25 protein-coding genes are annotated in these 26483 nt (G+C 64.0%); 13 read left to right on the top strand and 12 right to left on the bottom strand.

All coding sequences use genetic code 11. The features are described 5' to 3' along the window. Positions 1-28: 28 nt before the first annotated feature. Together E3374_RS15490 and E3374_RS15485 are read right to left on the bottom strand one after the other, a co-directional pair. Positions 29-871, bottom strand: a complete 843-nt coding sequence (locus E3374_RS15490; protein WP_136689856.1) for a polyprenyl synthetase family protein — start codon at positions 869-871, stop codon at positions 29-31. 94 nt (positions 872-965) lie between these two features. Continuing rightward, positions 966-2195 carry a helix-turn-helix transcriptional regulator gene (locus E3374_RS15485; RefSeq protein ID WP_136689855.1) on the bottom strand — a complete coding sequence of 410 codons (1230 nt, stop codon included), beginning with the start codon at positions 2193-2195 and terminating at the stop codon, positions 966-968. Positions 2196-2468: 273 nt separating this feature from the next. On the opposite strand from E3374_RS15485, the gene mvaD reads away from it, so the two are divergent. After that, positions 2469-3440 carry a phosphomevalonate decarboxylase MvaD gene (gene mvaD / locus E3374_RS15480; RefSeq protein WP_136689854.1) on the top strand — a complete coding sequence of 324 codons (972 nt, stop codon included), beginning with the start codon at positions 2469-2471 and terminating at the stop codon, positions 3438-3440. 56 nt (positions 3441-3496) lie between these two features. Continuing rightward, positions 3497-4639, top strand: a complete 1143-nt coding sequence (locus E3374_RS15475) for an NAD(P)/FAD-dependent oxidoreductase (RefSeq protein ID WP_136689853.1) — start codon at positions 3497-3499, stop codon at positions 4637-4639. Positions 4640-4652: 13 nt separating this feature from the next. On the opposite strand, the gene E3374_RS15470 is transcribed toward E3374_RS15475, so the two are convergent. After that, on the bottom strand, positions 4653-5840 hold the full coding sequence (locus E3374_RS15470; RefSeq protein WP_248299509.1) for a chemotaxis protein CheW: 1188 nt from the start codon (positions 5838-5840) through the stop codon (positions 4653-4655). Beyond that, on the bottom strand, positions 5837-6748 hold the full coding sequence (locus E3374_RS15465) for a ParA family protein (RefSeq protein ID WP_136689852.1): 912 nt from the start codon (positions 6746-6748) through the stop codon (positions 5837-5839). The genes E3374_RS15470 and E3374_RS15465 overlap by 4 nt, the downstream gene beginning before the upstream one ends. Before the next feature lie 200 nt (positions 6749-6948). Between E3374_RS15465 and E3374_RS15460 the strand changes: the two genes are divergently transcribed. Continuing rightward, a complete protein-coding gene (locus tag E3374_RS15460) occupies positions 6949-7449 on the top strand; it encodes a FlaD/FlaE family flagellar protein (protein ID WP_136689851.1) in 501 nt (166 codons plus the stop codon). A gap of 121 nt (positions 7450-7570) precedes the next feature. Next, positions 7571-8728, top strand: coding sequence for an acetate and sugar kinases/Hsc70/actin family protein (locus E3374_RS15455; RefSeq protein WP_136689850.1), 1158 nt, complete (start codon positions 7571-7573; stop codon positions 8726-8728). Between the two features lie 133 nt (positions 8729-8861). On the opposite strand, the gene E3374_RS15450 is transcribed toward E3374_RS15455, so the two are convergent. Continuing rightward, entirely contained in the window at positions 8862-9056 is a 195-nt protein-coding gene (locus E3374_RS15450) for a hypothetical protein (protein WP_136689849.1), read from the bottom strand. Positions 9057-9209: 153 nt separating this feature from the next. On the opposite strand from E3374_RS15450, the gene E3374_RS15445 reads away from it, so the two are divergent. Together E3374_RS15445 and E3374_RS15440 are read left to right on the top strand one after the other, a co-directional pair. Then, positions 9210-11402, top strand: coding sequence for a restriction endonuclease (locus E3374_RS15445; RefSeq protein WP_136689848.1), 2193 nt, complete (start codon positions 9210-9212; stop codon positions 11400-11402). Between the two features lie 39 nt (positions 11403-11441). Next, the gene (locus tag E3374_RS15440; RefSeq protein WP_136689847.1) at positions 11442-11906 is read left to right on the top strand and encodes an MGMT family protein; all 465 of its coding nucleotides are present in this window, start codon (positions 11442-11444) and stop codon (positions 11904-11906) included. Here E3374_RS15440 and E3374_RS15435 read toward each other — a convergent pair. Then, a complete protein-coding gene (locus tag E3374_RS15435) occupies positions 11903-12475 on the bottom strand; it encodes a CPBP family intramembrane glutamic endopeptidase (RefSeq protein WP_248299508.1) in 573 nt (190 codons plus the stop codon). The two genes, E3374_RS15440 and E3374_RS15435, sit on opposite strands and share 4 nt — an antisense overlap. Here E3374_RS15435 and E3374_RS17780 point away from each other — a divergent pair. Next, the gene (locus E3374_RS17780) at positions 12465-12755 is read left to right on the top strand and encodes a hypothetical protein (RefSeq protein WP_248299507.1); all 291 of its coding nucleotides are present in this window, start codon (positions 12465-12467) and stop codon (positions 12753-12755) included. The two genes, E3374_RS15435 and E3374_RS17780, sit on opposite strands and share 11 nt — an antisense overlap. A 106-nt stretch (positions 12756-12861) precedes the next feature. Here the strand turns inward: E3374_RS17780 and lonB are convergent, their stop codons facing one another. Beyond that, positions 12862-14943 (bottom strand): ATP-dependent protease LonB, encoded by a 2082-nt coding sequence (lonB, locus tag E3374_RS15430; RefSeq protein ID WP_136689846.1) that lies wholly within the window; start codon positions 14941-14943, stop codon positions 12862-12864. A 169-nt stretch (positions 14944-15112) separates the two neighbouring features. Here lonB and E3374_RS15425 point away from each other — a divergent pair, with 169 nt between their 5' ends. Together E3374_RS15425 and E3374_RS15420 are read left to right on the top strand one after the other, a co-directional pair. Beyond that, positions 15113-15670 (top strand): nicotinamide-nucleotide adenylyltransferase, encoded by a 558-nt coding sequence (locus tag E3374_RS15425; RefSeq protein WP_136689845.1) that lies wholly within the window; start codon positions 15113-15115, stop codon positions 15668-15670. Positions 15671-15739: 69 nt separating this feature from the next. Beyond that, the gene (locus E3374_RS15420; protein ID WP_136689844.1) at positions 15740-16516 is read left to right on the top strand and encodes an SAM hydrolase/SAM-dependent halogenase family protein; all 777 of its coding nucleotides are present in this window, start codon (positions 15740-15742) and stop codon (positions 16514-16516) included. An 11-nt stretch (positions 16517-16527) separates the two neighbouring features. Here the strand turns inward: E3374_RS15420 and E3374_RS15415 are convergent, their stop codons facing one another. From E3374_RS15415 to thsA, 3 genes are all read right to left on the bottom strand, one after another. After that, a complete protein-coding gene (locus E3374_RS15415; protein ID WP_136689843.1) occupies positions 16528-17229 on the bottom strand; it encodes an RAD55 family ATPase in 702 nt (233 codons plus the stop codon). Positions 17230-17654: 425 nt separating this feature from the next. Next, complete coding sequence (locus tag E3374_RS15410; protein WP_136689842.1) at positions 17655-18125, bottom strand: carotenoid biosynthesis protein; 471 nt, start codon at positions 18123-18125, stop codon at positions 17655-17657. Between the two features lie 285 nt (positions 18126-18410). After that, on the bottom strand, positions 18411-19961 hold the full coding sequence (thsA, locus tag E3374_RS15405) for a thermosome subunit alpha (protein WP_136689894.1): 1551 nt from the start codon (positions 19959-19961) through the stop codon (positions 18411-18413). Positions 19962-20177: 216 nt separating this feature from the next. On the opposite strand from thsA, the gene E3374_RS17915 reads away from it, so the two are divergent. Both E3374_RS17915 and E3374_RS15395 read left to right on the top strand, forming a co-directional pair. Further along, positions 20178-20351: a rubrerythrin-like domain-containing protein gene (locus E3374_RS17915; RefSeq protein ID WP_136689841.1), complete on the top strand. Its 174-nt coding sequence runs from the start codon at positions 20178-20180 to the stop codon at positions 20349-20351. Between the two features lie 54 nt (positions 20352-20405). Further along, the gene (locus E3374_RS15395; RefSeq protein WP_211194993.1) at positions 20406-21542 is read left to right on the top strand and encodes a hypothetical protein; all 1137 of its coding nucleotides are present in this window, start codon (positions 20406-20408) and stop codon (positions 21540-21542) included. 31 nt (positions 21543-21573) lie between these two features. On the opposite strand, the gene E3374_RS15390 is transcribed toward E3374_RS15395, so the two are convergent. After that, positions 21574-22596, bottom strand: coding sequence for a methyltransferase domain-containing protein (locus E3374_RS15390; RefSeq protein WP_136689840.1), 1023 nt, complete (start codon positions 22594-22596; stop codon positions 21574-21576). A 305-nt stretch (positions 22597-22901) separates the two neighbouring features. Between E3374_RS15390 and E3374_RS15385 the strand changes: the two genes are divergently transcribed. Both E3374_RS15385 and E3374_RS15380 read left to right on the top strand, forming a co-directional pair. Beyond that, positions 22902-23462: a TATA-box-binding protein gene (locus E3374_RS15385; protein ID WP_136689839.1), complete on the top strand. Its 561-nt coding sequence runs from the start codon at positions 22902-22904 to the stop codon at positions 23460-23462. Between the two features lie 127 nt (positions 23463-23589). Continuing rightward, entirely contained in the window at positions 23590-23973 is a 384-nt protein-coding gene (locus tag E3374_RS15380) for a DUF7473 family protein (protein WP_136689838.1), read from the top strand. 75 nt (positions 23974-24048) lie between these two features. Here the strand turns inward: E3374_RS15380 and E3374_RS15375 are convergent, their stop codons facing one another. Next, positions 24049-26037: a hypothetical protein gene (locus tag E3374_RS15375; RefSeq protein WP_136689837.1), complete on the bottom strand. Its 1989-nt coding sequence runs from the start codon at positions 26035-26037 to the stop codon at positions 24049-24051. Positions 26038-26483 lie beyond the last annotated feature (446 nt).

Here is a 26483-nt window from a genome sequence, read left to right as displayed (position 1 = left end):
CGATCCCGACACCGCCGAGGGAAGCGGGTCAGCGCTCGCGAGCGACGACGAACTTCCCAAGGTCCCGAAGGTATCCCTGTGCCCGGTCGTTCTCGGCCGAAAGGGCGTCGAGTCGATCGAGTGCCCGCTCGGACTCCTCGTGAGCTCGCTCGTCGGCCTCCGCCGGCGAGAGGTCGGTGACCTGTACGATAGAGGGGCGGTCCATCTGACGGTCGTGCCCCGCGGGTTTGCCGAGTTGTTCGGCGTCACTCGTGGCATCGAGGACGTCGTCGCGCATCTGGAAGGCGATTCCGACGCGTTCGGCGTACTCCCCGTAGGCTTCGATGATGTGAGCGTCGGCGTCGGCCGCGATCGCGCCGAGTTCCGCCGCCGCCCGGAACAGCGCACCAGTCTTGCGACGGGCAAGCCCGCGGTACTCCGCTTCGCCCTCGGGACTGGCGACCAGTTCCGTCGCCTCACCCTCACCGAGATCGACCATCGCTTCCGAGACAGCCCGCATCGCCCGTTCGTCACTCGAAAACAGGGCGAAGGCCTCCCCGAGCAGCCCGTCGCTGGCGACGATCGCCGGTCCGTGACCGAACGCCGACCACGCACTGGGCGACCCGCGACGGAGTTCCGACTCGTCGATGATGTCGTCGACGACCAGCGAGGCGTTGTGTACGAGCTCGACCCCGACAGCGAAGTCGACGGCGTCCTCCGGATCGCCACCGGCCGCTTCACAGACCAGCAGCGTCACCGTCGGTCGCACTCGCTTGCCCCCGGCCAGGACGACATCCTCTAGCTCGCGTTCGAGCTCCCCGGGTTCGACCGACGAGAGGAGGTCCTCGAGTCGCTCCTCGACGAGGTCCCGCCGTCGCTCCAGGTAATCCATCGTGGGTTCTAGGGGGCCGGACTGACAAGTACGTGACGAAGCGTTCACCGGGACGTGGATTCCCGTTCGAAGTTCGTCGGGAAGTCCCTCCCGCTCAGGGTTCGTCGTGTTCGTCTTCCGGGAAGGAGATCAAGTTTTCCCGACCGATCCGAAGTTTCTCTATGTGTCCGTCCTCGGCCATCGCCGAGAGCAGCTGTGAAACTTTCGCGTTCGACCAGTCGGTCTCCTCGACGATGGCGGCCTGTTTCATACGTCCCCCGTTGTGTTCGATCAACGCCTCGACGTATTCCTCGTCGCTCAACAGCTCACGGTCCACGGGCAGGTTCTCGTCCTCGTCTTCGGCCGTCTCCTCCTCTGAGGAGTCGATTTCCGCTCCGTCCGGTTCGTCTCCATCCGTCGGGGGTTCCGGCTCGGGTTCGCTATCGTCGGTCCGATGGGCCGATCCCGGGACGGAGCCTCCCAACAGGTCGACAACGTCGATCGGTGACCGTTGTCGGAACATGTAGAGCCCGAAGACGGCCCCGGTGATCAACACCACGAGAGCCATCGCTTGCAGGTCGAACCCACCGCCAGGTCCCGACGGCGTCGTTTCGATCCGGTACGTGATAGAGAGCGACGACGGATCCAGCGACGTCGGCCCGGTCCAGTGGATCGTCCGGTTCGAGAACTCCTTGGGTGCGCTCGTGATCTCGGAGGAAGGGGGAGACTCGATCACCAGACGCTGGGTCGCCGTCAATCCGTCCAGCCACGTCCCACTGGGCGAGGCAAACACGTCGCCGACCTCCAGCGAGGAGCCGTCCCGGGAGGCGAAGTTCTGCCAGGTGAACCCGAGTTTGAGTCGGCCCGTTTCGTTGCTGACGGTCGCGTTATGCGTGACTTCACGCAGGCTCATCTCGCGTCCGGTGGCCCGACTGGCGAGGTCGGCGAACCGTCGGAACGTCTCGATCGAGAGTACGTCGCTCTCGCCGGCTTCGAAAGCGTCACCTATCGACCGGAACGCCTCGACGTCCGTCTCGTCGTCGAGCGGGACAGTCATCGAAACCGTCCACCGGGCGTCGCCGGTACTGTTCAGTCCGATGGTTATCGTCGTGTTGGTCGTCAGTGTCTCTGGTGTGACTTGCTGAGTGTTGGTCGTCAGTTCCACTCCTGAAACCTGCTGAGCGTCGGGCGGCAGTTCCACCCCTGAAACCTGCTGAGTGTTGGTCGGCAGTGCCTCTCCCGTGACCTGCTGGGCGGAGGACCCACCGGCCACGAGCCCGGCGCCGGAGAAGACGAGGAGGGCAGCGCAAAGCGCTAGGACGGCGACGCGCGACAGCGGGGACATGTCATCGAAACGTCCGCGGGCTGGATGAAAAACCCTTTCCATCCACAAGAGTTGTAATCTTGGAATGGTTTTTGTAATATCATCATTCAGATCGACGCTGGATTGCCACGCCGCGACTATCTTGATTCAGCGGGGGAATCCCGTCCTTCAGGGCGGGCGTGGATCCCACAAGCCCAGTGCGACTATTCGAGATAGCTGCAGTTCGGATCTTTCGAAGGGCCGGACGTTTTCCGATTACACGGTATCTAAGTGCTGGCGGGGACTGGAAACGGTATGAAAGCGACAGCGACGGCCCACCCGATCCAGGGGTTGGTGAAGTACCACGGGATACGCGACCAGGAGTTGCGCACACCCTATCACGACTCGATCAGTCTCTGTACGGCCCCGAGCAATTCCACGACGACAGTCGCCTTCGAGTCCGACCGTGCCGAGGACGAGTACGTCATCGACGGCGAACGCGTCGCCGGGCGCGGAGCCGAACGGATCCGGACCGTCGTCGACCACGTCCGCGAGCGGGTCGGGATCGACAACCGGGTTCGCGTCGAGAGCGAAAACAACTTCCCGACGAACGTGGGCTTTGGATCGTCGTCGTCGGGCTTCGCGGCGCTGGCGACGGCCCTCGTCGAGGCCGCTGGACTCTCCCTTTCCCGTCCCGAGATATCCACGATCGCCCGCCGAGGATCGACCTCGGCGGCGCGGGCAGTCACGGGCGGCTTCTCGGACCTTCGGGCGGGCAACAATGACACCGACTGTCGTTCCCGACGGCTCGAGGTCGACTTCGAAGACGACGTCCGGATCGTCGGGGCCGTGATCCCCGCCTACAAGGAGACCGAAGCGGCCCACGCGGAGGCCGAAGACAGCCACATGTTCGAGGGGCGACTCGCGCACGTCCACGGGCAACTGGCCGACATGCGCGACGCGCTCGGTCGCGGCGACTTCGAGCGGACCTTCGAGATCGCAGAACACGACACGCTCTCGCTGGCGGCGACGACGATGACCGGCCCGAGCGGGTGGGTCTACTGGCAGCCCGAGACCCTCACCGTCTTCGAGACCGTCCGGGACCTGCGCTCGGAAGGCGTCCCGGTCTACTTCTCGGGAGACACCGGTGCGAGCATCTACGTCAACACCACCGCCGAGTACGTCGATCAAGTGGAATCGGCGATCGCCGATCTCGGGATCGAAACACGCGTCTGGCAGGTTGGTGGACCCGCACAGGTCCGCGATGCCGACGCGGCGTTGTTCTGAAGAAGTTCCTCCGAAGCGGTCCGTGCTTTTAGGCCGCTGGCACGCCAATCAAACGCATGCGCGTCGCCATCTTCGGCGGGGGATACGCCGGCGTCAACGTCGCCCGTCGTCTGGAACGATCGCTGTCATCCGACGACGAATTGCTCGTCGTCGACGAGTCGGGGACCCACGTCGTCCGGCACCTGCTCCATCGGGCGATCCGCCGTCCAGAGGGTCTCGGGGATCTCACGCTGACACTGGACGACCTGTTCGATCGGGCGACAGTCCGAGAGGCGCGGGTCACCGATCTCGATGCCGAGACCGGGGTGGCTACGCTCGCCGACGGCGAAACGATCGAGTACGATGTCGGGGCCGTGTGTATCGGCTCCGAGCCAGCGTTCTACGGACTCGACGGCGTCGCCGAACACGCGATCACGCTCCATCGGCCGGGGGACCCACAGGCAGTGCGAACGTCGTTTCTGGATGCGCTCGCGGACGGCGGACGGACCGTGATCGGGGGCGGCGGTCTCACCGGCGTCCAGGTGGCGGGTGAACTCGCCGCGCTGGCCGCGGAACGCGGCGGGGCGGATCGGCTCGACCTTCGGCTCCTCGAACAGGCAGATGCGGTCCCGCCGGGGTACGACGATCGCCTGCAGAGCGCCGTACAAGACGCGCTCGCGGGGACGGGCGTCACCGTCGAGACGGGCGTCACGATCACTGGCGCGAGTGCTGATCGGATCCAGGTTGCGGGGGGCGATCCGGTCGAGTACGATTGTCTCGTCTGGACAGGTGGGATCGCTGGAGCGAGTGCGCTCGGAGACGAACGACCCGACGTGCGGGCGACCCTGCGGCTGGGAGATCGGACGTTCGCGCTGGGGGACGCAGTACGGGTGATCGATGCCGACGGACGCGTCGTGCCGGCGACCGCACAGGCGGCGACCGGCCAGGCATCCGTTGCAGCGGCGAACCTGTCGACGCTTCTCGAACACCGACGTTCGGGTGGTGGCGACTTCGAACCGCGACTCGATCGCTACCGCCACGACGACGCCGGGTGGACGATCAGCGTCGGCGACGAGGCCGTCGCCAAAGTGGGTCCGAAAGTCCTGACAGGCGCGGCGGCGGCCGGGGTAAAGACGCTCGTCGGTGCCGAGTATCTCTCGCGTATCGGTGCCGCCCGCGAGGCCCTCAAACACGTCGGTGACGCGATCGCAGAAGAGTGAGCGGTAAGCGACGCTACTCGTCTTCGTCGACTTCGAGCGCGAGTTCCGGCGTCGTCCAGATGACGAACTCGTCGTCGCGTTCGATGACCCCGTTGATGTACGGTTCCTGGATCGGCGACTCCTTGACGTCGCTCTCGACGATTGGTGTCACCTGATTTACCTCATCGACCAGCCAGCCGATCGCCCCGTGATCGTCGAAGATTTCGGCGTCGAAGACGATGATGAGTCCGTTGTCGCCCCCGTCCATCCCGATCGAGGTCTTGGGATCCAGGATAGTAGTGATCTGTCCGCGCAGGTCGACGACGCCGCTGACGTATTCCGGGGTGTTGGGTACCCGGGTAACGGTCTCTTCACGGACGATCTCCTCGACGTACTCGATGTTTAGACAGTAGAGTTCCTCGCCGAGTCGGAACTCCAGGACCCGGGTCTCCTGTTCGGTCGACTGCTCGACGTCCGCGTCCGCGACTGTCGCCCCGGCCGGCGCGACCTCCCCGGACGCGGCACCGTCGTCAGACGCCGTCTCGGTCGCGGACCCGTCCGTGTCGTCTGAACCCATCGTGACTCCACCCTCCCCCTCGAACTCGCTCGCGGCCGCGGCCGCCGCCTGAGCCGCGGAGAGGGCGTCGTCCTCCGTCAGATCGTCCCCGTTCGCGTCCATCGATCCCGCCGCACTCTTGCTCTCGTTTGCATCGACCGGGTCTACCACATCGTCGTCCCCGTTCGCGTCTACCGGCTCCCCTGGATCGTCACTCGGGACCGACTCGTCACCGCCGTTTCCGGTCCGGACGTCCTCATCGCTCGCCATCTCGTCGTTGGAGTCGGGGGCGGTCGCTTCGCTTTCGGCGGTCGAACTCCCGTCGTCCGTAACCGACTCCCCGTCGTCGGCTGGGAGGTCCGCGCCGTCATCGGTTGCCCCGCTGCCTTCGTTCCCGGATGACGTCTCCTGGTCGTTGGCCGTCGAGTCGGTCCCGTCGTCGCCGTCGCCCGCCGAATCGGGGTCGATCCCGTCGTCGCCGTCGCCCGCCGAATCCGGGTCGGTCCCGTCGGCTGGCGTCGCGTCCTCGGGGGCAGTTCCGTCCTCGCCGGCGTCGCTACCGTCAGGGGCATCGTCTTCGTCACCGTTTCCGCGACCCCGGTTGCCCTCTCGCAATTCGCGGATCCGGCGCGCCCGGTCCATCCGTTCGTCGTCGTCCTCGCTCATGCTGTCACCTCGGGTGTAGTCGTTTCGAAATGCGTCTCGAAGCGCTCGGCGATGGAGAGAAAGACGTCTTCCATGTCCACGCGTTGCTCGTAGGCGAAGATAGACTTGCCGGCCGAAAAGGCCCGCTGGAGGGCGACGCGCTTTCGCACCTCCCAGACGGGATAGTCGGCGAACACTTCCTCAAGCCACGCCAGCATCGTGGCGTCCTCGTTGGTCTGTTCGACCCGGTTTGCCACCACACCCATGGTGTCGACGGTAATGTCGACTTGTCCCTCCAGGGCCGCGACCTGGTCGATCAGCAACTCGATCGCCCGCTCGGAGGTCGCTTCCGTCAGCGCCGGCACGAGGACGTTCCCCGCGGCGTAGATCGCCGTGTCGGTCAGTTTCCCGTAGAACGGTGGCGAGTCGATGACCACGAAGTCGTACTCGTGGTCGAGTTCGGCGAGTGCCAGCGCAAGGGAGTCCAGGGCATGGTCACCGGTAACCGTCTCCGGCGTGACGTTGATCGCGAGGTCGGCCAGCGCGTCGGGATCGACGGCCACCGAGTCGTCGGTCTTCGCCCACGCCAGCAGGTCGGCGATCGTCAGTTCGTGTTCGGCCTGCAGGAGATCGATCGAACTCGGCAGGACGTCCATCTCCTCGTGTTCGACGATCAGTTCACCCACGTTCGCTCGAACTGCCCGGTCGGTCAGGACGTCGAACAGCGTCGGTGGCTCGGCGTCGTAGGCCGAAAGGAGGCCGAGTCCCTCCGTTGCGTTGCCCTGCGGATCCACGTCCACGAACAGGACGTCGTGACCCCGTTCGTTGAGTGCCCCTGCGACGTTGATCGCGATCGTCGTCTTGCCCGTTCCACCCTTCGCGTTTGTCACGCAGACTGTGGGCGGCCGGGTCGCTATCTCGCTACTCATTCTCGATTGGGGGAACGTCGGGTTCGACAGCTAATAAAAATACGCTCGCGGGTATCAAATGCTGAAATCGGACGACATCGCTCCGGGGAGGGGAAAACCAGACATCGGCCGGATTCGAACAGTTCGAACCGTCAGACGCCCGTCCGACCGCACTGCAACATTTAACATAGAGTAGCCTGAATGTTCCGGTAAGGACGACCATGACGATCAATCCGAAGGATTACGACCTCGACGAACTCCGGAAGATGGCCCGCGAGCGCGGCGGCGCCACGATCCCGGTTGGCGACGAGGATGTCGAGTCGGAGACGCCGACGTCCGGGCTGGACGCTGGGAGTCTCGGCGGTGACGTCCTCGGCGACGACGCCTATCGATCCCAGCTCTACCGGCAGTTGCTCCCCATGGAAAGCATGGTCGGAGGGGAGCTGGAGAAACCGTATCTGCGAGGGCTGCCCGAAAGCTACGCGGGTGAACTCGTCGTCTTCGAGTGGCTCTCGTTCCTGCTGGAAACGGCCGGGTTCCGCGGCGCCAACGAGGCCATCGACTATTACGCCGACGTCGGCTGGATCACAGAGGACGTCAACGACGACCTGGAGGACTACCTGCTCGGCCTGGACGAAAAGGCAGGCGACGGCGGGGATCTCTCGATCGACGACCACCTGTTGAGCCTGGTCCACATCGCGAAACTCACCTCGATGCAGTGAGCGTGTGGGGCCGTGCTGTCCCGGCCGGATTGTGGTCGTCCATCCCGTCGAAGTCCGTCGATATCAGGACTGAATTTTCGACACGTAGTTATATACTGCCGGGGAGACAAGCCGCCACCGTATGAGTGTCGACGACGCTGAAACAGACGACGAGAGCGAACCAGCGCCCGACGAGGAGGAGGCCGCCACGACCGAGGAACCCGCCGAAGAGTCGACCGGCGCCGAGACGGATAACGGGGGGGACACGGAAGCGTCCGGAGATCCGGTTCCAGTCGGCGTGAAACTCGGCTCCACCAGGACAGTCATCGCGATGCCGGGCGACGGCGACGATCTAGAGACTGTCCGGACGCTGACCTGTCTGGCGACCTATGAGGACGCCATCACCGGCCAGGAGCAGGTCATCTTCGGCGAGGAGGCCGCCGAACAGTATCCCGACCGCGTCCAGTTCACGCTACGCTCGGGTCTCCCCGAAGACGAGAAGGGCGCGGATCTCACGCGGCGATTTTTCCAGTCGGTCATCGAGGCCAACGACGTCCCCGAAAACAGCGGCGTCGTCTACGCCATCCCGACGATCGAGAACGAACGTGGGTTGGCTAACCTCCAGTCGGTCGTCGAGGACAGCGGGATCGGCGAACACTTCATCCAGAGCTATCCCGAGTCGCTATGTGGCGCCATCCCCGCGTTCGGCGACGGTCTCGAGGCGATCAACGAGATCTTTCTGGCGGTGAACATGGGGTCGACGAACCTCGAAGCCTCGGCCTACCGACGCGGCGAACAACTCGCCCCCTTCACGACCGGTGCCGTCACGGGCAACGAGGTCGACCGTCGGATCGCCAACTACGTCGAGGCCGAGACCCAGGGCCGGGTCAACGTCGATACCCAGACCGCCCGCGAGTACAAGGAACAACACGCCGACTTCCAGAACTTCGAGCCGTTCACGGACGTGATACAACAGCCCGGCGGCGGCGCCCACGAGTTCACGATCGAGCGTTCGGTCATGGATGCCGTCGACGAGTACCTCGACGAGGTCGTCGAGGAGTTCGCCAACACGTTCCTGCCCGAACTCGCCAACGACCACATGAAGGTCTATCAGCTCGCCCTCGACCAGCCTATCGTGCTCACCGGCGGGATGGCCTGCATCCCGGGCATTGTCGACGAATTCGCCGAGCGAGCGAGCGAAGCACTCAACCGTGACGTCGAGGCGATCGCACCCGACGAACCGGACCTGGCGGCGACGATCGGTGCCCAGCGAATCGCCGCGCGTCTGACCGAGAACTGATACGGATTATTGTCGATTATTTCCGGATGACGCCGACCCGGGGGTCGACGGATACCGGTACATCACTATAATAATCCGTATGAGCCACCGTCGGTCGAAAACGTCACCCGTTCGCCGCCGTTGACTGGCCCTTCTACCGTCGTTCCGTCCCGTCGACCCAGCAGGAAAGCCACCGCTCGATCAGCGGCCGATCGTCGGACATCTCCTCGAGACCGGGCTGATGGTGCGAGCGGTAGTCCGTCCTCGAATCGGTCCGGAAAGCTCGTTGCGACCGTGGCGTCCGTCCGGGACCGAGTTCCGTCGGAAGCGACAGTACCAGCCGGGGCATCACTCACGTATTCCGGCAAGGACCACGTAAATACCTGTCAGACAGGCGTCTGTCGGTCGGCCGACAACCCGATATCGATACCGCGTGACCGACGTCTTCAGCGAGCGAAACCGCCCCGGTAGAACCTTTATACTCCACAGGCAATGACAACTCATGACATTCGACGGCCAGGGGCTCGTCGACGAAGCGCTCCTGACGGAGACCGGAAGTGGCGGAGTGCTTCGGGACGGCTACCTCGCCGATCGACCGCTGAAAACGTATCTCGAAAGCGCCGAACGACCACGAATAGTCTTTGCTAGCGGCCATCAAGGTGTCGTCCACGACGTGGGTAGCGAGGAGACGGTCCACGCCCCCGGATCGGGCTACCGAGTACTCGTTGCGCTCACAGGTCGACGAGCGGTGATCGTCGTCGGGGACGACGACGGCGACCGGTCGTTCGAGATCCCGTTCGACGCGCTCAGGGAGGTCAGTGTAACCACGGGATTCCGTCGATCGCGAGTAACGCTCCGGACAGAAAGCGGGGACGGCTGGCATCTCTATCCTGCGAGAATCGACGCCGAGAAAGTGCAAGAGTATCTGGAGACGGCGGCCGACGCCTGGAACCGGTTCGAAACCCATCTCTCCACTGCCAGGAAGACGCTCGATTCCGCCGGGACCGCCCGGGTCGACGGGGACTTCGCGGCCGCCGAGGCGGCCTGTGAGCGGGCCGAATCGGCGCTCTCTGATGCCCGGACCGTCCAAAGGGAGTTCGACGACACGGTCCCAGCGATGGAACGACGGCTCGAATCGATCCGCGAGGAATGTCTCGGAGAGCGACGGGAATTGGTTCGCGACCGCGCCCGGTCACGCGTCGAGCGGGCCGAGCAACACTGGCGCCAGGGGGCCTACGAACGGGCGGCCGACGAATATGAACGTGCGCGCGAACGGCTCGAATCGTTCTTAGAACGGGATTGTCCCGGACGGACGGCAAGGCCCGTATGCGAGGACCTCGCCGCGATCGATCGGAACTGCGAACGGCTCGGCGAAGCACCGCTCCGTCGAGCACTCGCACTCGAACGGGCCGCCGAACGGGCCGACGATCCGGAAACGGCGATCGATCGCTGGTGGGACGCCTACGAGGGATTCCGGACGGTACTCGAACTGGACTGGGGACGCAAGCAGTCCCGGTTCGACGGCGAGAGCGATACGATCCGGGAACGCCTCGAAGCCGCCGTCGCGGGATTGTTGGGCGCACGCCGACAGGCGGCCGATCGGCGGTTTCGGGACGCGCACCGGCTCGCCGGCGAGAATCAGATCGAAGAGGCTCGGGCCGCTTACGGCGACGCCGTCGATCATCTCGAAGCGGCGATCTCGACGGCGCAGAAACTCGCACCGGCGGAACTCGAGGATATCCGGAATCGACTCGGGGATGTCGAGTCCCGGATGGACTCTCTCTCGGACGGAGGACAACACGATCCCGAAGACGCGAATGTCGAGAACAGTGGCGCCAGAGCGGAGACTGACGAGGACGTGAAGGTCGACGACGAGGATAGTGAAGAACAGACCGGCGACGAAGAGAGAACCGACGACAGAGACAGTGAAAAGGAGACTGACGGGGAAGAGAGAACCGACGACGAGGATAGTGAAGAACAGACCGGCGACGAAGAGAGAACCGACGACGACAGTGGGAGGGGGACGGATATCGAGCGATCCGACGACAAAGCCAATGAAGGTAACGGAGACACGGACGATGATCCGAAAAGCGCTGGCACCGCTGGCAGGGGCGGCGATAACAGTACCGCCGAAAAGGACGAACCCACCCCCAGGTCCGAGAACGGGGGTGGAACCGCCGAGAACGTGGCACTTCGTGAGGCTCACGGTATATCCGAGGCGACGGACCGGTCCGGGATCGACGGGAGGGATCCACCGGTCACGACATCCGAACGCGGGGCAGGTCCCGATCGGTACGTGGACTACTTGCGAACCCTCGACGGCGAACAGGTACTCGACACAGTCGTCGAGGTCTGGAGGGTCCTCGGATGGTCGACTGATCGGATCGAGGACAGTGAGGCCGACATTATCGCCAGACGGCCGGACGAAGCGCGTCCGATGATCCTGTCCGTTCGCTCTCAGGAAGTGCCCCTCGGGGCCAGGGGCGTTCATCGACTCGAAGGCGTAGCGAAAGAGTACGAGGACGACCCCACGCCGGTACTGGTGACCACCGATCCAGTCGACCCGTCAGCCTTCGAGGTGGCGATGCTTCGTGGACTCACGCTGGTGGACGCGCCGCGTCTGGACGAACTGGCCCGATCGACCGGCGTACACCCGGCGATCGACGCCGACAGCGTCCCCGATCGCCAGTCGTGAGGACGAATATTCAAGACCACGTCGCCCGTCGACACCCGTATGGACGAGACGTCCGGCATCGTCGCTCTCGAGGTGGCGTTTCTGAATCGGGCCGTCCAACTCGGGATTGCGAGCGGCCGCGTGATCGACGTCTCCTTTCCCGACTCGACGCCGGAGGATGCCGACGACGAATCTCCGTTGTTCGAGGAAATCACGGCGTACTTCGAGGGTGCGGAGATCGACTTCGCGTCCGTCGAAGTGGGACTGACGATGGCGACCGACCGCCGTGAGGTTCTGGAGACGCTCCGATCAGTCCCCTACGGGGAGGAGATCAACGTCGAACAACTCACGCGGATGACGCCCGGACTCGACCCCGAACGCGAGGAGGACGTTTCACTCGTTCGGACGGCCCTGGCGGAGAACCCGGTCCCGTTGTTCGTCCCCGACCATCGCGTCAGGGACGGTCCAAGCGGTGCGCCCCCAGCCGTCGAACAGCAGTTACGCTCGATCGAGGGGCTGGGTTAGGTTCCGATCGGATCGACACCCAGCCCTTCGTGGACGAGAAACTCCGTCGCATTGAGGACGTAGTGAGCGACGATCACGACCAGCAGACTACCGGTGTAGACGTACGCTGCGGCCAGCACGAACCCGAGAACGCCTGTGACGAGCACACCGGCTCGCCCCTGAATCCCGTGACAGAACCCGAACGCGACCGAGGAGACGATCGAAAGCGCCCACGGAGAGGTCCCCGACCCGGTCGCAGGAACGCCGATCGCCGCTGCCCGGAAGAGTAACTCCTCGCTCACGGCGACGATCGGCAGGGCGAACCCCAACAGGGCGATCCAGCCGCCGGTCGTCCCGGGAGCCAACAGTCTCCGGAGCCCCTCGTCGGCGCCGAACCCGGCCGCCTCGCTCAACGCCGTCGTGACCTCGCTAGCCAGCCAGAGGACGAGGCCAAGAGCGAGTCCCGTCGCGACCGCCACGATCGGGGAGTCGCCGGCGATACCGAGCGCCCGGAGCGGGACGTCGAAGTACCACGCGCCGACTAACACGACGATCGCGACCAGCCCCTGGGTGAGCGCGATGTTGACCACGAGCGCCCCCGTCGAGAGGGACCCCTCTCCGGACGAAGCAGTGGACTCCGGACTCGCAGTCAGAGACGTCTCGGGATCGAACGACGACCCGTCGACGGACGGGCTGTCGATCCCCTCGACGGATACAGACGCTGCGGTCGAATCGGAGGACGATGGTGGACGACCCGAGTCGCCGGACGTCGATAGTGTCGAATCCACGGGCGACGACCGACCGGACGAGTCGACGGATGGTATCTGCTCTATCGATTCGGTAGTCCTCGACGTCCTGTTTTCCGTCTGAATCCGCGAATCGGACTCGACCATCCGCTCGGTGGCGCGCGTCAGCAACAGCAAAACGGAGATCAACAGCGCGGTCAGGCCGACGAAGCCGGCCCACCGGGTCACGGTTACTGCGGGCTCGGGGAGCCGCGCCCGACTTTCGTCTCCAGGGCGCTGCCCGTGATCGATTTCAAGCGATCGACCAGACTGTCTTTCTCGGGCTCGCCGGCGAGAGCGACCTCCAGCACTTCCGAGAGGTGACTCACGGGGATAATCTCGATCTGGTCTTTGTACTCGTCCTCGATCATCACGTCCTGCTCGTTGGCCTTCGGAATGATCACCTTGTCAAGGCCAGTCTTGGCTGCGGCCTCGATCTTGTGGGTGACGCCGCCGACCGGGAGGACGTCACCACGGACCGACAGCGAGCCGGTCATCGCGAGGTTCTGCTCGACCGGGATGTTCTCCAACGCGGAGATGACGGCTGTCGCGACCGTCACCGAGGCGGAGTCTCCCTCGACGCCCTCGTAGGACTGGACGAACTGGATGTGGATGTCCTTCTCGCTTATGTCCTCGTCGGAGAACTTCTTGATGATCGCAGAGACGTTCTGGACGGCCTCCTGGGCGATCTCCTGGAGTTTCCCGGTCGCGATGACCTCACCCGGACCCTGAGAAGGGGCGACCTCGGCCATGACGGGCATGACGATCCCCGAATCCTCGCCCATCACGGCGAGGCCGTTGACGCGACCGACTGCGTCGCCCTCGTTGACGGTGAGTTCGTAGTCCTTGCGGCGCTCGATGTAGTTGTCCGCGAGTTGCTGCTCGATCGAGCGGGAACGCTCCTTGGCCTGGAGGACATCCTCCCGTTCGGTGTACTCCTTGTCGGCGGCGCGGGCGATGTCGCCCGCCACGCGGACGAGTCCACCGAGGTTCCGCAGCTTCAGCGTGAGGTGTTCCTTTCGGCCGGCGCGCCGTCGCGCCTCGAGGATGACCTCCTCGACCGCCTCCTCGGTGAAGTGTGGCAGGCGGCCGTCCTTCTCGACCTCCTGGGCGACGAAACGAGCGTACTTCCGGCGCATCTCCGGCTCGTCGTCGATGGTGTCGTCCATGTACACCTCGTACCCGTAGCCACGGATGCGGTCACGGAGTGCGGGGTGCATGTTCTCCATCGCGTCGAGATTACCCGCAGCGACCATGATGAAGTCCGTCGGGACGGGTTCGGTCTGGACCATCGCGCCGGAAGAGCGTTCGCTCTGTCCAGTGATGGAGAACTCGCCCTCCTGGATGGCCGTCATCAGCTTCTGCTGGGAGCGGATGTCCAGCGTGTTGATCTCGTCGACGAACAGCACGCCCTTGTTAGCCTTGTGGATCGCGCCGGCCTCGACGCGGTCGTGGCTGGGCGTCTCCATGCCGCCGGACTGGAACGGGTCGTGGCGAACGTCGCCCAGCAGCGCGCCGGCGTGGGCACCCGTCGCCTCCTCGAAGGGCGCTGTCTGTTTCTCGGCGTTGTTGATCAGGAGGTTCGGGATCATCGAATCGCTCCCGCGGGCACCGTAGCGGAAGGCCAGGTAGATGACCCCCGCAGCGAGGATGCCAAGCAGGACCTGTCCGGCCAGGAACAGCGAATAACCGATGACGACCGCGATGATGATCCACATCAGGAACGATCGCATCTGGTTGCGCTTGCGGGCCTCTTCCTTGTGGGCGTCGACGATCTGTTCACCCTTTCCCGCCGGGACGGTCCGGACTTTCGGTTCGTTGCCGTCGTCCGGATTGTGGTAGACAAGAACGTCCTGGAGGTCCTCCCGCGGAAGTAACTGGCTCATCGCCTTCGCGAGCATCGACTTGCCCGTGCCGGGCGAGCCGATCATCATGACGTGCCGACGCTGTTTGGCCGCCTTCTTGACGATATCCCGGGCGTGGTCCTGGCCGATGACCTGATCGACCAGCCGGTCGGGCACCTCGATGTCCTCGGTGGTCTCGACGTCCAGCCCGCCGAGCATGTCCTCCTCGTCGTCGGCGACGATCACCTCCTCGTCGTCGAGCGTGACGTCGCTGCCGAGTTCGTCGACCTCCTCGTCCCCCTCGGTCGGAGACTCGGTCGCCGAGTCGACATCTGCCTGCGGCGATCCTTCAGTCCCGGACGCCGGAGGCTCCGAGGACGGGTCCTCGTCGTCGGGCGGCGGTTCGTCGGTATCGATGTTCTCGCTCATTTTGAACGGGTTAGTCATCGAAAGCCAAGTGCTGTCGATTCATATACTTTCTCCTCACGACGCGGTTTGCCTGACGGCTAAAACCGACGGACAGCGACGGTACAGGCTGTGTCAATCCGCCACGGCTCGACCCGCCGGGTTTATGAAAAACCGTCGCCTGTACTCGGGTATGACCCGCGGGTTCTACATCGGTCGCTTCCAGCCCTATCACAACGGCCACCACACGATGGTCGAACGCATCGCGACCGACGGGGAAATCGACGAACTCGTCCTCGGCATCGGGAGCGCGGGCGACTCCCACACCGTCCACGATCCCTTCACCGCCGGCGAGCGCATCATGATGGTCAACAAGGCCGTCGCCGAGTTCGATCTCCCGGCTTACGTCGTCCCCATCGAGGATCTCGAACGGCACTCTGTGTGGGTGAGTCACGTCCAGAGCATGTGTCCGAACTTCGATCTGGCGTACTCGAACAACCCCCTGGTGATCCAGCTGTTCGAGGAGGCCGGCATCGAGGTACGGCAGTCGCGGATGTTCGATCGCGAACGACTGGAGGGCAGTGAGATCCGCGAACGCATCATCGAGGGTGACCAGTGGCGCGACCGCGTTCCCGACGCCGTCGTCGAAGTAATCGAGGAGTGCAGCGGCGTCGAACGCCTTCGGACCATCTCCCAGTCGGACGTGGTCGAACGCTGGGAAGCCGACAACGACGGAAGCCCAAGTGCTTGACGCCGGTATCGAGAGACCCGTGTGGCCCCGACCCCGAGCCTTTTGCCGTCGCCCGCCTACAGCGCAGCGATGATCACGCTCAGTTCCGACTTCGGGTCGCCGTACCCGGCGGCGATGAAGGGCGTCCTCGCCAGCCGGACCGACGCACGACTGATCGACGTCTCCCACGAGTTCCCCCGCCAGGACATCCGGGCGGCCGCCTTCTGGCTCCGGGAAGTCCTGCCGTACTTCCCGCCCGCCGTCCACCTCGTCGTGGTCGACCCCGGCGTGGGGACCGAACGGGCGGCGCTCGCCGTCCGTGCCGGCGGACACGTCCTCGTGGGCCCCGACAACGGCGTCCTGTTCCCCGCCGCGCGGACACTTGCCGACGACGCGGACGAACACGGTGAGATCGAAGTCTTCGAGTACGCCTACGACGACCCGGAGAGTGTTACCTTCCACGGCCGTGACGTGTTCGCGCCGGCCGCGGCGACCGTCCAGGAGACCGGCCGGGAGACCGTCGAGGCGGAAGAGCGATTCACTCCAGTCGAGGAATACGAGGACGTGACGTTTCCCGACCCGACGATCCGCGAGGGTGGCGTCGACGGCGAGGTGTTGGTCGTCGACGATTTCGGCAACGCGATCACGAACGTACCGGGAGAGATACTGGCCGATCACTTCGGCGAGGCGGTGACGGTCAACGGCGTCTGGGCGCCCGCCCAGCGGACCTACGCCGGGGTGGACACCGACAACCGACTCGTCACGGTCGGTAGTCACGGCAACGTCGAACTCGCGGTCAATCAGGACCGAGGTGACGAACGGTTCAGCGTCTCGACGGGCTCGCGGGTTCGGCTGCGCTGGACGTGAGGACGACCCCGTCAGATGGTCCGGCTGTCGTCGATGGAGACCTCGTGCCCGAACAGGATCTTTATCTCTTCGTCGATGACTGCTCCGCTACGGTTCTTGGGGATCCGCAAACGGTACTCGATCCCATCCGACCCCGAGACGAGGTCGAACCGCCAGACGGCGTCTGCTACGTTAAGCGTCATCTCCCGGAGTGGCGGGGTACGATCGTGTTCAATACAGTGGAGCACCCCCACGCTGTCGGTAGCCAGGGCTCGTTCCTTGAGCTGGTTCAGCACGGTCTGGTACGTCCCGCTCCGGTCGCTCTCTTCCAGTGGCGTCGCCGGATCCACGATCACGTTCGATTGACTGTCGACCGTCCGTATCTCCTCGTAAACGGCATCGAACGGTGCCCGGGAGTCGTCGAGTGACATCGCATACGATCGATCACCGGTCATCTCCGCGACGAATTCGTTGTCCATGCTCGCGTGGTTTCCGACGTACCTGACGTCCACGGCGTCGATTCCTCCGTTGGCACGATCGAGGTGATCCTCGATCGCTGCTGCGGGACGTAACGTCGAGAGATACAGCGACGGCCGTTCCCCCATGAGGACGTGCAACAGCCGCTCACTCTGGCTATCCGGCGGCGCCACGACTGCCAGGAGGCTACCGGGCTGGAGTCCGCCGTCGAGCCGTCGGTCCAGTCCGGTGATCCCCGTCGAAACGTTCTCGGTCATACTCGTTCACCCCTCCCCTGAGTTCAATTTATTCAGAAATAATTCGATTACACGTGCACATTAACAAACAGTCCATTGCCATATTTGGACGTTTTAACTCACTCCCATTAGTATGAGAGAGATCCTCTACCAAAGTAGTGGCGAAGGCGACAATCTGTGCTGGGAAACATCGCGTGGACCGGGCCTGGAGAGAGGACGACGACACGTTCGTCGCGGCTCACAGACGGAAGGGGCAACCGATCAGATGCGGGCTCGCTGTCAGTCGTTGCACCACGGTCAGCAAATGAGCTGGTCGTCGGAAGACTCTCGGGTGAAACCGTCGTCGACGCGACAGCTCGATATCGAAGTCCGTGAGCGTCATCCCTGGGGGCAAGTCGAACCGAGCGGCGAGGCCGTGTCCCTCCCTGGATCCGCTCCTCGCAACTTCAGAGAAACGGTGACGCTAGGGCCGCCGTGATCGAGCTGATCACCATCCAGCCGACGTAATTCCACCACGGAACGCCATGGAATCGCGGTCCCGGCAGGTCATCAGTGTAGGTCCAGTACCCCGCCGCAACTCCCCTGTGATCGGTGAGCAGGTCGTAGGTGGTCGCCAGTGCGGCGGCGACGGCGACGGCCGGGAGGCCGTCGACGACAAGCAGCGCGAGACGGAACGCGACGTAGACGACGCCAGTCCAGCCAAAGAGGACGTAGACAGGCACACCCAGCAGTGTCGGACCGATGTAGTGTTCGAGGTGGTCGCGGGCGATGACGATTGCTTCCGCGACGAACGCGGCGACGGCTCCGCCGCCGAAGATGGCAAGCGTCGCCGCGAGGGGCCACGTGAGACTCGCGTGGACGAGTGCGACGAAGCCTCCTGCGACCGTAGCGAGGGCGAACGGACGACTGGATGGCACGTTCGCGCGTAACGAAGCCAGGATCATGAGTCGACCGGGAGACCCCTCATACGGATTGCTCTCATACGGATTATTGTCGTGATGTACCGGTATCCGTCGACCCCCGGGTCGGCGTCATCCGGAAATAATCGACAATAATCCGTATCACTGTTTTTCACTACGACCGCCTGACTGGGGGGCGGTCGATGTGGAATGGCTGAGAGCAATCCGTATCAAGAGGGAGCACTCTCCGAAAGATTTCGAAAGCAAACGCGGCCGTCCGTTAGAACGGGAGCCTGCGTCGACTTAGCTCGCGGCGATGACGTCGTCGATGCGGACGATCATCGTCGCGGCCTCGGTGGCGGACTCGACGGCCTCGTGTTTGACGGCAGCGGGGTCGATCACGCCGTGTTCGAGGGGATCGGCAATGACGCCGGTCTGGCCCTCACTGATGACGCCCGAGAGGTCGTCGTCCTCGTAGGCCGACCGGAGGTCGACCAACGCGTCGATCGGATCCATGCCCGTGTTCGTCGCGAGCGTCCGCGGGACCACGTCGACAGCGTCGGCGAAGGCCTCGACGGCCAGTTGCTTGCGGCCTTCGATAGTCGCAGCGTGCGAACGGACGTAGTCGGCGACGGCGACCTCGGTGGCGCCCGCACCGGGGACGACACCGCCACGCTCGAGGGCGGCGGTGACGACGTCCAGTGCGTCCATAATGGCGCGTTCGAGTTCGTCGACGACGTGCTCGGTTCCGCCGCGGGCGAAGACCGTCACGGCCTCGGCGGCCGCGCCGCCCTCGACGAAGGTGAGGTCCTCCTCACCGTAGGCGCGAACGCTTATCGATTCTGCCTCACCGAATTCGTCGGTTTCGAGATCCTCGACAGAGGCGACCCGGCTCGCGCCGGTCGCGCCGGCGATCGCCTCGAGGTCGTCGACGCCGTCTAAGGCCAGTACGCCTTCCTTCGCGAGGTAGGCGGCGACGCGGTCCTCGACGTCGCCGGAGACGAACGCGACGTCGACACCGAGATCGGCGAGTGCGTCGGCGTACCCGCGCAGTTCATTCTCTTCGGCCTCAATAGCGGCGTTGAGCTGGTCGACGCTGTTGACGTTGTACTCGGCGTCGATGTTACTTTCCTTGAGATCGATGTCGCCGTCGATGACGGCGATCGACGCGTCCTCGACTGTCCGGGGCATGTTGTCGTGGACGGGCTCCTCGTCCACGATGACACCCTCGACGAGTTCGGTCGCGCTCGAGGAAGATCCAACCTGCGTATGGATCGTGATGTTTTCGCGTTCGACGCGGCCGTCACGGACGTGCCTGATCGCCTCGACGACCGTCTCGGCCAGCGCCTCGGCGGCAACGTCGCCGGTCCCCTTGCCGGTCATGCTGGACTCGGCAACCTCGACCAGCGACTCGTCGTCCAGATCACCGTCGACGACGAGATCATCGATAGCCTCGCGGGCGAGACGCGCGGCCTCGTGATACCCCTCGACGATCGTCGTCGCGTGGACATCGTCGTCGAGTAAGTCCTCGGCCTTTGCGAGCAGTTCGCCCGTGAGGATCGAGGCAGTGGTCGTCCCGTCGCCGACCTCCTCCTCCTGGGTCTCGGCGACCTCGACGATCATGTTCGCCGCGGGATGCTCGATATCCATCTCGTCTAAGATGGTCGCACCGTCGTTCGTGATGACGACGTCGCCGTCGTCTGAGACGAGCATCTTGTCCATCCCGCGGGGACCGAGCGTCGTTCGTACCGCCTCGCTGACTGCTTTCCCGGCCGAGATGTTCGAACTCTGTGCGTCTTTCCCCTGTGTCCGCTGGGAATCTTCGCTGAGAATAAACATCGGCTGACCGCCCATGCGCTGCTGTCCAGACTGTGACATAATTGGATCCTCGTATGAATGGTCGATTGCGGTTCTATATAAAAATTGCTATTCCGTGGTATCAGATCGCGGCGCCGAACCGACCACAGCCCGCCTGCCCCATCAGTGTGGGGATGGTCGATCCGCATCAATAAATAACATATTTTTCCGTTTACGATCGATACTTACGAGCAGGGCGTAATATGGTAGACGATGGCTCACACGCACGACGCGATGGGCGATACGGCCAGGACACGCGCTACGTACGTGTGTCCGGAATGCGGTGCGATCGTTACGGCCGAGACACATCCGGGAGAGTGCGCAATGTGTGGCAAACCGTTCCAGACCCACAGATCGATCCAGACCCGGGCGACCGCCTTTGACTGACTCACTCGTCTCCATGGTCGCCACAAGTCAATTCAGATCAGGACAGTCAGGTCGATGTCACTCCTCGATGGGACACCCATGAGTGGAGATACTCAACAGGCTCCGGTGGACGGAGCGTCGTTCGGGCTCGGGGAACAGCCGCTCGTGGATCGCATCAGGCGTGCAGGAATAGCCGGGGCCGGCGGTGCCGGGTTCCCCGCCTACGCCAAGTGGAAGCGCATCGACGAGGTCGACGGGCTATTGCTCAATCACCAGGAGAGCGAACCGGACTTCGTCAAAGACCGCTGGATCGGACGGGAACACGCCGAAACGCTAGCTGCGTTCTGTGACGCATTCCTGGAGACGGTTCTGGATCGCGTCGTGATCGGGACCAAAGAGCACTACCGGGGCGTCTGGCTCGGTGCCCTGGAGGAAGCGACTGACGCGACGGTCTACGAACCCGAGGAGTTACCGATCGACGACGGAGAAACAGGCATTATTGTTGCCTGCACCGGGGACCGCTACGAGTACGGGATGGAGAGCGTCCTGTTGCGGACGGTGGCGGACACCGTCATCGGCCGTGACCTGCCGATGGATCACGGCTGGATCGTCCAGAACACCGAGACGTTCTACAATATCGCTCTGGCGCTGGGCGACGGAAAACCAGTGACACACAAGCTAATCCACGTCGACGGCGACACCCCCCGCCACCGATTCCTCAGGGTACCTGTCGGCACACCGGCGACGGAGCTCCTCGCGGCCGCGGGCCGACCCGGCGGGCCCGGCTCCCACGAGATTCTCGCCGACGGGGGGCCAGGCTGGAGTTTCGAGATTGAACGGGATCCCGACATGTTCGGCGTCACCAAGCGGACGAACTGCCTGTTGATCATCGACGAGACACTGGCCGAGGACAACCGGATCGGCAACGGCCGCATCAACATTCTCGGCCCCCAGGCCTGGAAGGGACGGACTCTCGAGGACGAACCGACCGGCCTGGAGCCGGATCGAGTCCGGATCCCGCTGTTGAGCAACCCCGACTACGAGGGCGTCGCCGACTACGCGAACCCGACGGTCTCCCCCGGCGACGACGTGACGGTGGGTGATCGGATCGCCCGACCTGCCGAGGACGCGATCAGCAACGCCCACCACGCCTCCATCGACGGGGAAGTCACGGCCGTCACAGAACACCACGTAACCATCGAAGGTCGGTGAGCCGTCAGTACCGGCCAGAACGGGAGACCAGTCACTCCCGTTCGAGCACGAGGACGTGCCGGTCCAGCGACCGATGGACGCGCCGTTCGAAGTGCGCGTCTACCGTCCAGCCGGCATCGGTCGCCACGCTATCCCACGGGCGATCGCCGACGACGACCGCCCGGGGGGCGAGTCGCTGTGCCTCCCTGAGCGCGTCAGCGAGCAACGACGCGAGATCGTCCCCGGTGATCTTCGTCTGTCGGCCGTAGGGCGCGTCGAAGACGACCGCGTCGACGGCCTCGTCCCGGAACGGGAGCCGTCCCGCGTCCCCCCGGCAGACGTCGAAGCTGTCTCCGACGAGCGCGATCAGGTTTTCCCGGGTCCCCCGCACCATCTTCGGCAGGGCATCGGCGCCCAGGACGTCGGCCCCGACCAATCCCGCCTCGATCAATAGCCCGCCCGTTCCACACATCGGATCGAGGATCGTCGCGCCGGGACGGGCACCGGCGACGTTAACCAGCGCGCGTGCGAGCGTGGGATCCATGCTCCCGGGCTGGAAGAACGGACGATCGGTCGGTGCGCGCTCGGTGAATTGCCGGTCGGGCTCGTCGAGGAGCCATCCCAACGCACAGACGCGTTCCTTCCCGTGGGACATGAGTTCGACTGCATCCTCCGGTTGGGCGGACGGCGACCCGGCGAAGACAGCCCGGAGTTCGTGGTCCGGATCCTCCAGGTCCACCCTGAAACCCCCGTCGACGAGCACCGAGCCGAGTTCACGCTCGACGGCCTGGGTACTGATACCCGTCGCACCGCGGACGTCCCGTGCCCGTACCGCGACTGACCCGGTACGATCGAGCGATGTCTCCGCGAGGAGTTCACGGGCGCTCTCGATCGTCGGTGCAGTCATCCCGACAAGCTCGCTGACACGATGGGTCAACGCGAGTCGAGAGACGCGGTCGGTGATCGCACCCGCAGTCGCCAGGCCACCACCGACGACGGAGACGTCGCTGACGGCGCTCCCCGCCTCGTAGGCGGCGAAGGCATCGTCGGTGCCCGCCAGTTCCAGCAGGTACACGCCCGTAGCGAGTGTCCGTCGGCGCTTGTCTCTGGCGGTTGCCCGCCACGCAAGAGACGTGTCCGAGGGAACTGAACGTGTTGCTCCGAAGGGACTGATACAGATTATTGTAGATTATTTCCGGATGACACCGACCCGGGAGTCGACGGATACCGGTACATCACGACAATAATCCGTATGAGGGAGTTCGACAGACGATTCGTGCCCGTTCGCCCTTGCAATGGCCTGTACCCCGAATACTGGGGTGCTTATAAATCTTAAATACCAACCTTTATAAGACTTAAATACGATCTCCTATTCGAATCATGGCTGACCCCAAGGAAACGATCAACATCGAAAACGTGGTTGCTTCGACCGGGATCGGTCAGGAGCTCGATCTGCAGAGCGTCGCGATGGATCTGGAGGGCGCGGACTACGATCCCGAGCAGTTCCCCGGCCTCGTCTATCGCACGCAGGATCCCAAGTCGGCGGCGCTGATCTTCCGGTCGGGGAAGATCGTCTGTACCGGCGCGAAGAGCACCGACGACGTCCATCAGAGCTTGCGGATCGTCTTCGACAAACTGCGGGACCTGGAGATCCAAGTGGACGAGGATCCCGAGATCGTCGTCCAGAACATCGTCACGTCGGCGGACCTGGGTCGCAATCTCAACCTCAACGCCATCGCGATCGGGCTCGGCCTGGAGAACATCGAGTACGAACCCGAGCAGTTCCCCGGACTGGTCTATCGTCTGGAAGAACCCGACGTGGTCGCCCTGCTCTTTGGCTCGGGCAAGCTCGTCATCACCGGTGGCAAGGAACCCGACGACGCCCGCGAAGCCGTCGACAAGATCGTCTCCCGACTCGAGGAACTCGGACTGCTGGAATAACAACCGACAAACCGCTCCCCGTCGAAGGGCGGATATGCTCTCACTCGCGTCTTTTCGTCTCCTGTCGCTCCCGAACATTCCTCTCGGAGCGATTGCGTCACAGATTGGGTCGGCCGGGGACGAGACGATGCTACAGACTGGTCCGATCGGCGGGGGACTCGCTGCCCTCGTCGGCGTGTTCCTGGCTGTCTCGCTGTTCTACGCTGTCACGTTGCACCTCGCTGCGACGTTCTTCCTCGGGGAGGTGCCTAGCCAGCGGGCCGCCTACGTCGGTCCCGTCCCCGCGGCCGTCTCGATCCTCCTCGGTCGATACGGCATGGAGAGCGTGGGGATCCTCTCGCAGGAACTCGGTGTGGTAGTCGTCCTCGTGACGACGCTGCTCGCCGACGCGATGGCGATCGCGAAGGTGTACGGTATCTCCAGGCGGGCAACGGCTGGGCTGACACTGTTGCACTTCGCGTTCGCAACTGTGTTGGGGTTCGCGCTGGCGAACCTGCTGGGATTCGCCTGAGAACAGGACGTGACTGACAGTGGTTCTACCCACATATCTGACAGTATCTCGGCTCAGAAATGCGTCGCACTCCGTTCAGCTTAGCTCCTCTCGAAGGATATCGTATGACTCCTTCAGTCGCTCTTGGTAGGCCGGTTTCTCCCAGGGATCCCACGTGTATTCAGCCGTCCGGACAACTGATCCGTCCCGGCCCGGAACTGCATCGACGACGTTCGTCGGCCCGTCCGTGACGGCAGCCCGTCCATCCCCGTCAGATCGCGGGGCGAACGTCGCGGCGCCGATCGTCACCCCGTCGAATCCGACGTTGTCGAGTCCCTCGTCCCAGTCGGTAGCGATCCGCTGTTTGCTGGACGGATCGGCGACGTTCAACAGGATCCACGGCAGTCGCCCTTCGACGACGTTGCCCGCCGCATCAACGTGGACGTCCGTCAACGAGTCGTAAGACGCCGCGTCGGGGTTGCCGTTGCCATACCGTAACTGACCGGTCTCGACGGCCTCGAAAGGGACCTCTTTGCCAGTCGCCGGGACCGTGTACCCCAGGTTGATCGGCTCCCGGACGGGAACGAATCCGGCGGACCCATCGCGGTATGCCTCGAGTGGGAGTCCAGCCTCGGTCCCGAACTCCCGGGCGAAAGCGTCGTATCGCGAATCGACGAGTAGCCGCGAGTCCCCGGGTCCGGCCAGGTGAACGACAAAATCCGCCGTTACGTCCGCATCCGTGCCCAGGGGCAAGGTCATCGTTCGGCCAGTCAGTCCGATAGTCACCAGTGCGTTCATGCTCGTCCAGTCGATCGGTTCCGGAAGATCCTCGAACTCGAGTCGATAGTTCAGCCCCTCCAGATCGTGTGTAACCTGCAGGCTCGTGAGCGTCCGCTCGGACCGTGCGTTCCCTTTCCGGGCCGGTTCGATCCTCGTCGCGTCTTCCCAGCCGTTCAGCGAGCCATCGAGTCTGACGCCATCGACTGGATCGAAAGCCAGCAGACCGAAGCGCTGTTCCGGCGTCTCGACGTTCGACCAGAACGGGCGTCGACCGGGGACCGAGCGGGCGTCGAGGTTCCACGTGCGCTTGAACCACTCGTTCTGCCAGGAGAAGACGATCCCACCAGCAGTCCCGGCCTGGACAACATCTTCGAACATCGCAGCGATGATCTCGCCCTGTTCTCGTTCCGTGTGACGGCCCTGGTGGCGACCGTGAACGTTCCGATGGGCGATCCCGCGGGAACTCGGGACACCGAACTCCGCCACCAGCACCGGGTGATCGGTCACCTCGACGAGATGGTTCAGGTATCCGGCGTAGTTGTTCCGGTCTCCGCGGTGATCGACGTACTCGACGTACGCCGGCGTCTCGTTCAGCAGATCCGGATAGTACGGGTAGACGTGATACGAACCAAGAGTCCCGGCATCGAAGGCGTCCGTCGATCGGATGGCGTCCGGATCGATGCTCGCGCTGTCCTCGTCCCGGAACGGTTCGTAGGGGTGTTCGAGCGGGTCCGTCGTCACCCAGTTGACGAACGAGACTGGTCGCTGGGTGTCGTACGCTTCGGACTCTCGAGCGACGATCCGCTCCAGACGACCCGCCAGCCAGCGCTCGAACGGCGAGCCATCCCGCGTCTGCAGGTACGTGCCCTCGTAGTCCCCCTCGTCACCGCGTTCGTTGGTCTCCGTGACGACTTCCGGCGGCCACTCGATCCCGAAAAGATAGCCGAGTGAGGCCTCGCTCACGTCGGCGTCGTAGCGTCCGGCTGCGTGACCGGGGCGTTCCGGAAGCGTCGTCTGTCCGTGAACCACGTCGACGGTCCGCTCCAGTTCGGCGTCGACTGTTTCCGACAGTTCTGTCGCGTCGCCAGCTTCCAGAAGGTCCCCGGTCGGGACCCACGTCCCCTGGAGCAACAACAGCGGATCGGACGTCCCCTCGTTGTAGGCCGCGAGCGCTCGATAGAAAGCCGGGGGATGGATGGTGTAGGTCCGGACGACGTTCGCGACGTCCCCAATAGCCGCGAGCCAGCGGTCGTACTCCGCGCGTGTGATCGCCGCCTCGCCGGGGAACCGTCCGGGCTTTGCCATTCCGAGGTTGAGGCCCCGAACGGAAAACGGTCGATAGACTCCGTTTCGTAACCGCTCGAACCCGTTCTCGCCGATTCTGAACCGCGGCCTCGCTTCACCGTGGGACGTGCATCCGGCGGTCGCGACGACGCTCGACGTCCCGACGGACGCGATGAATGTTCGCCGGTCCACACTACCCGTTCGTGGGCCATCGGTTTAGGTCCCCGCCTCCCGTGGTCTAGCCGGGAGGAGATTGTCGGCTGGCCAGAAGATGAGACGACTCTTCTCAATGCATACGCTCCCATTTTCCCAGGAGATTGAACCGGATACCAAAGCGAAGACAAATTCTATCTGATGAAGGAGCCGACGAGATCTGAGTCTCAACAGTCGGTCCGGTCCAGATACAACTTATCGGCCTTGTTTAGACGCCAGCGTTCAGCGGTCTGCCCCCTCGATCGCGCGTTCGA

The organism is Halorhabdus amylolytica, from assembly GCF_004944975.1.
GTDB lineage: Archaea > Halobacteriota > Halobacteria > Halobacteriales > Haloarculaceae > Halorhabdus > Halorhabdus amylolytica.
Note: the sequence above shows the minus strand (reverse complement) of the source record. Positions and strands in the feature narration are given on the sequence as shown.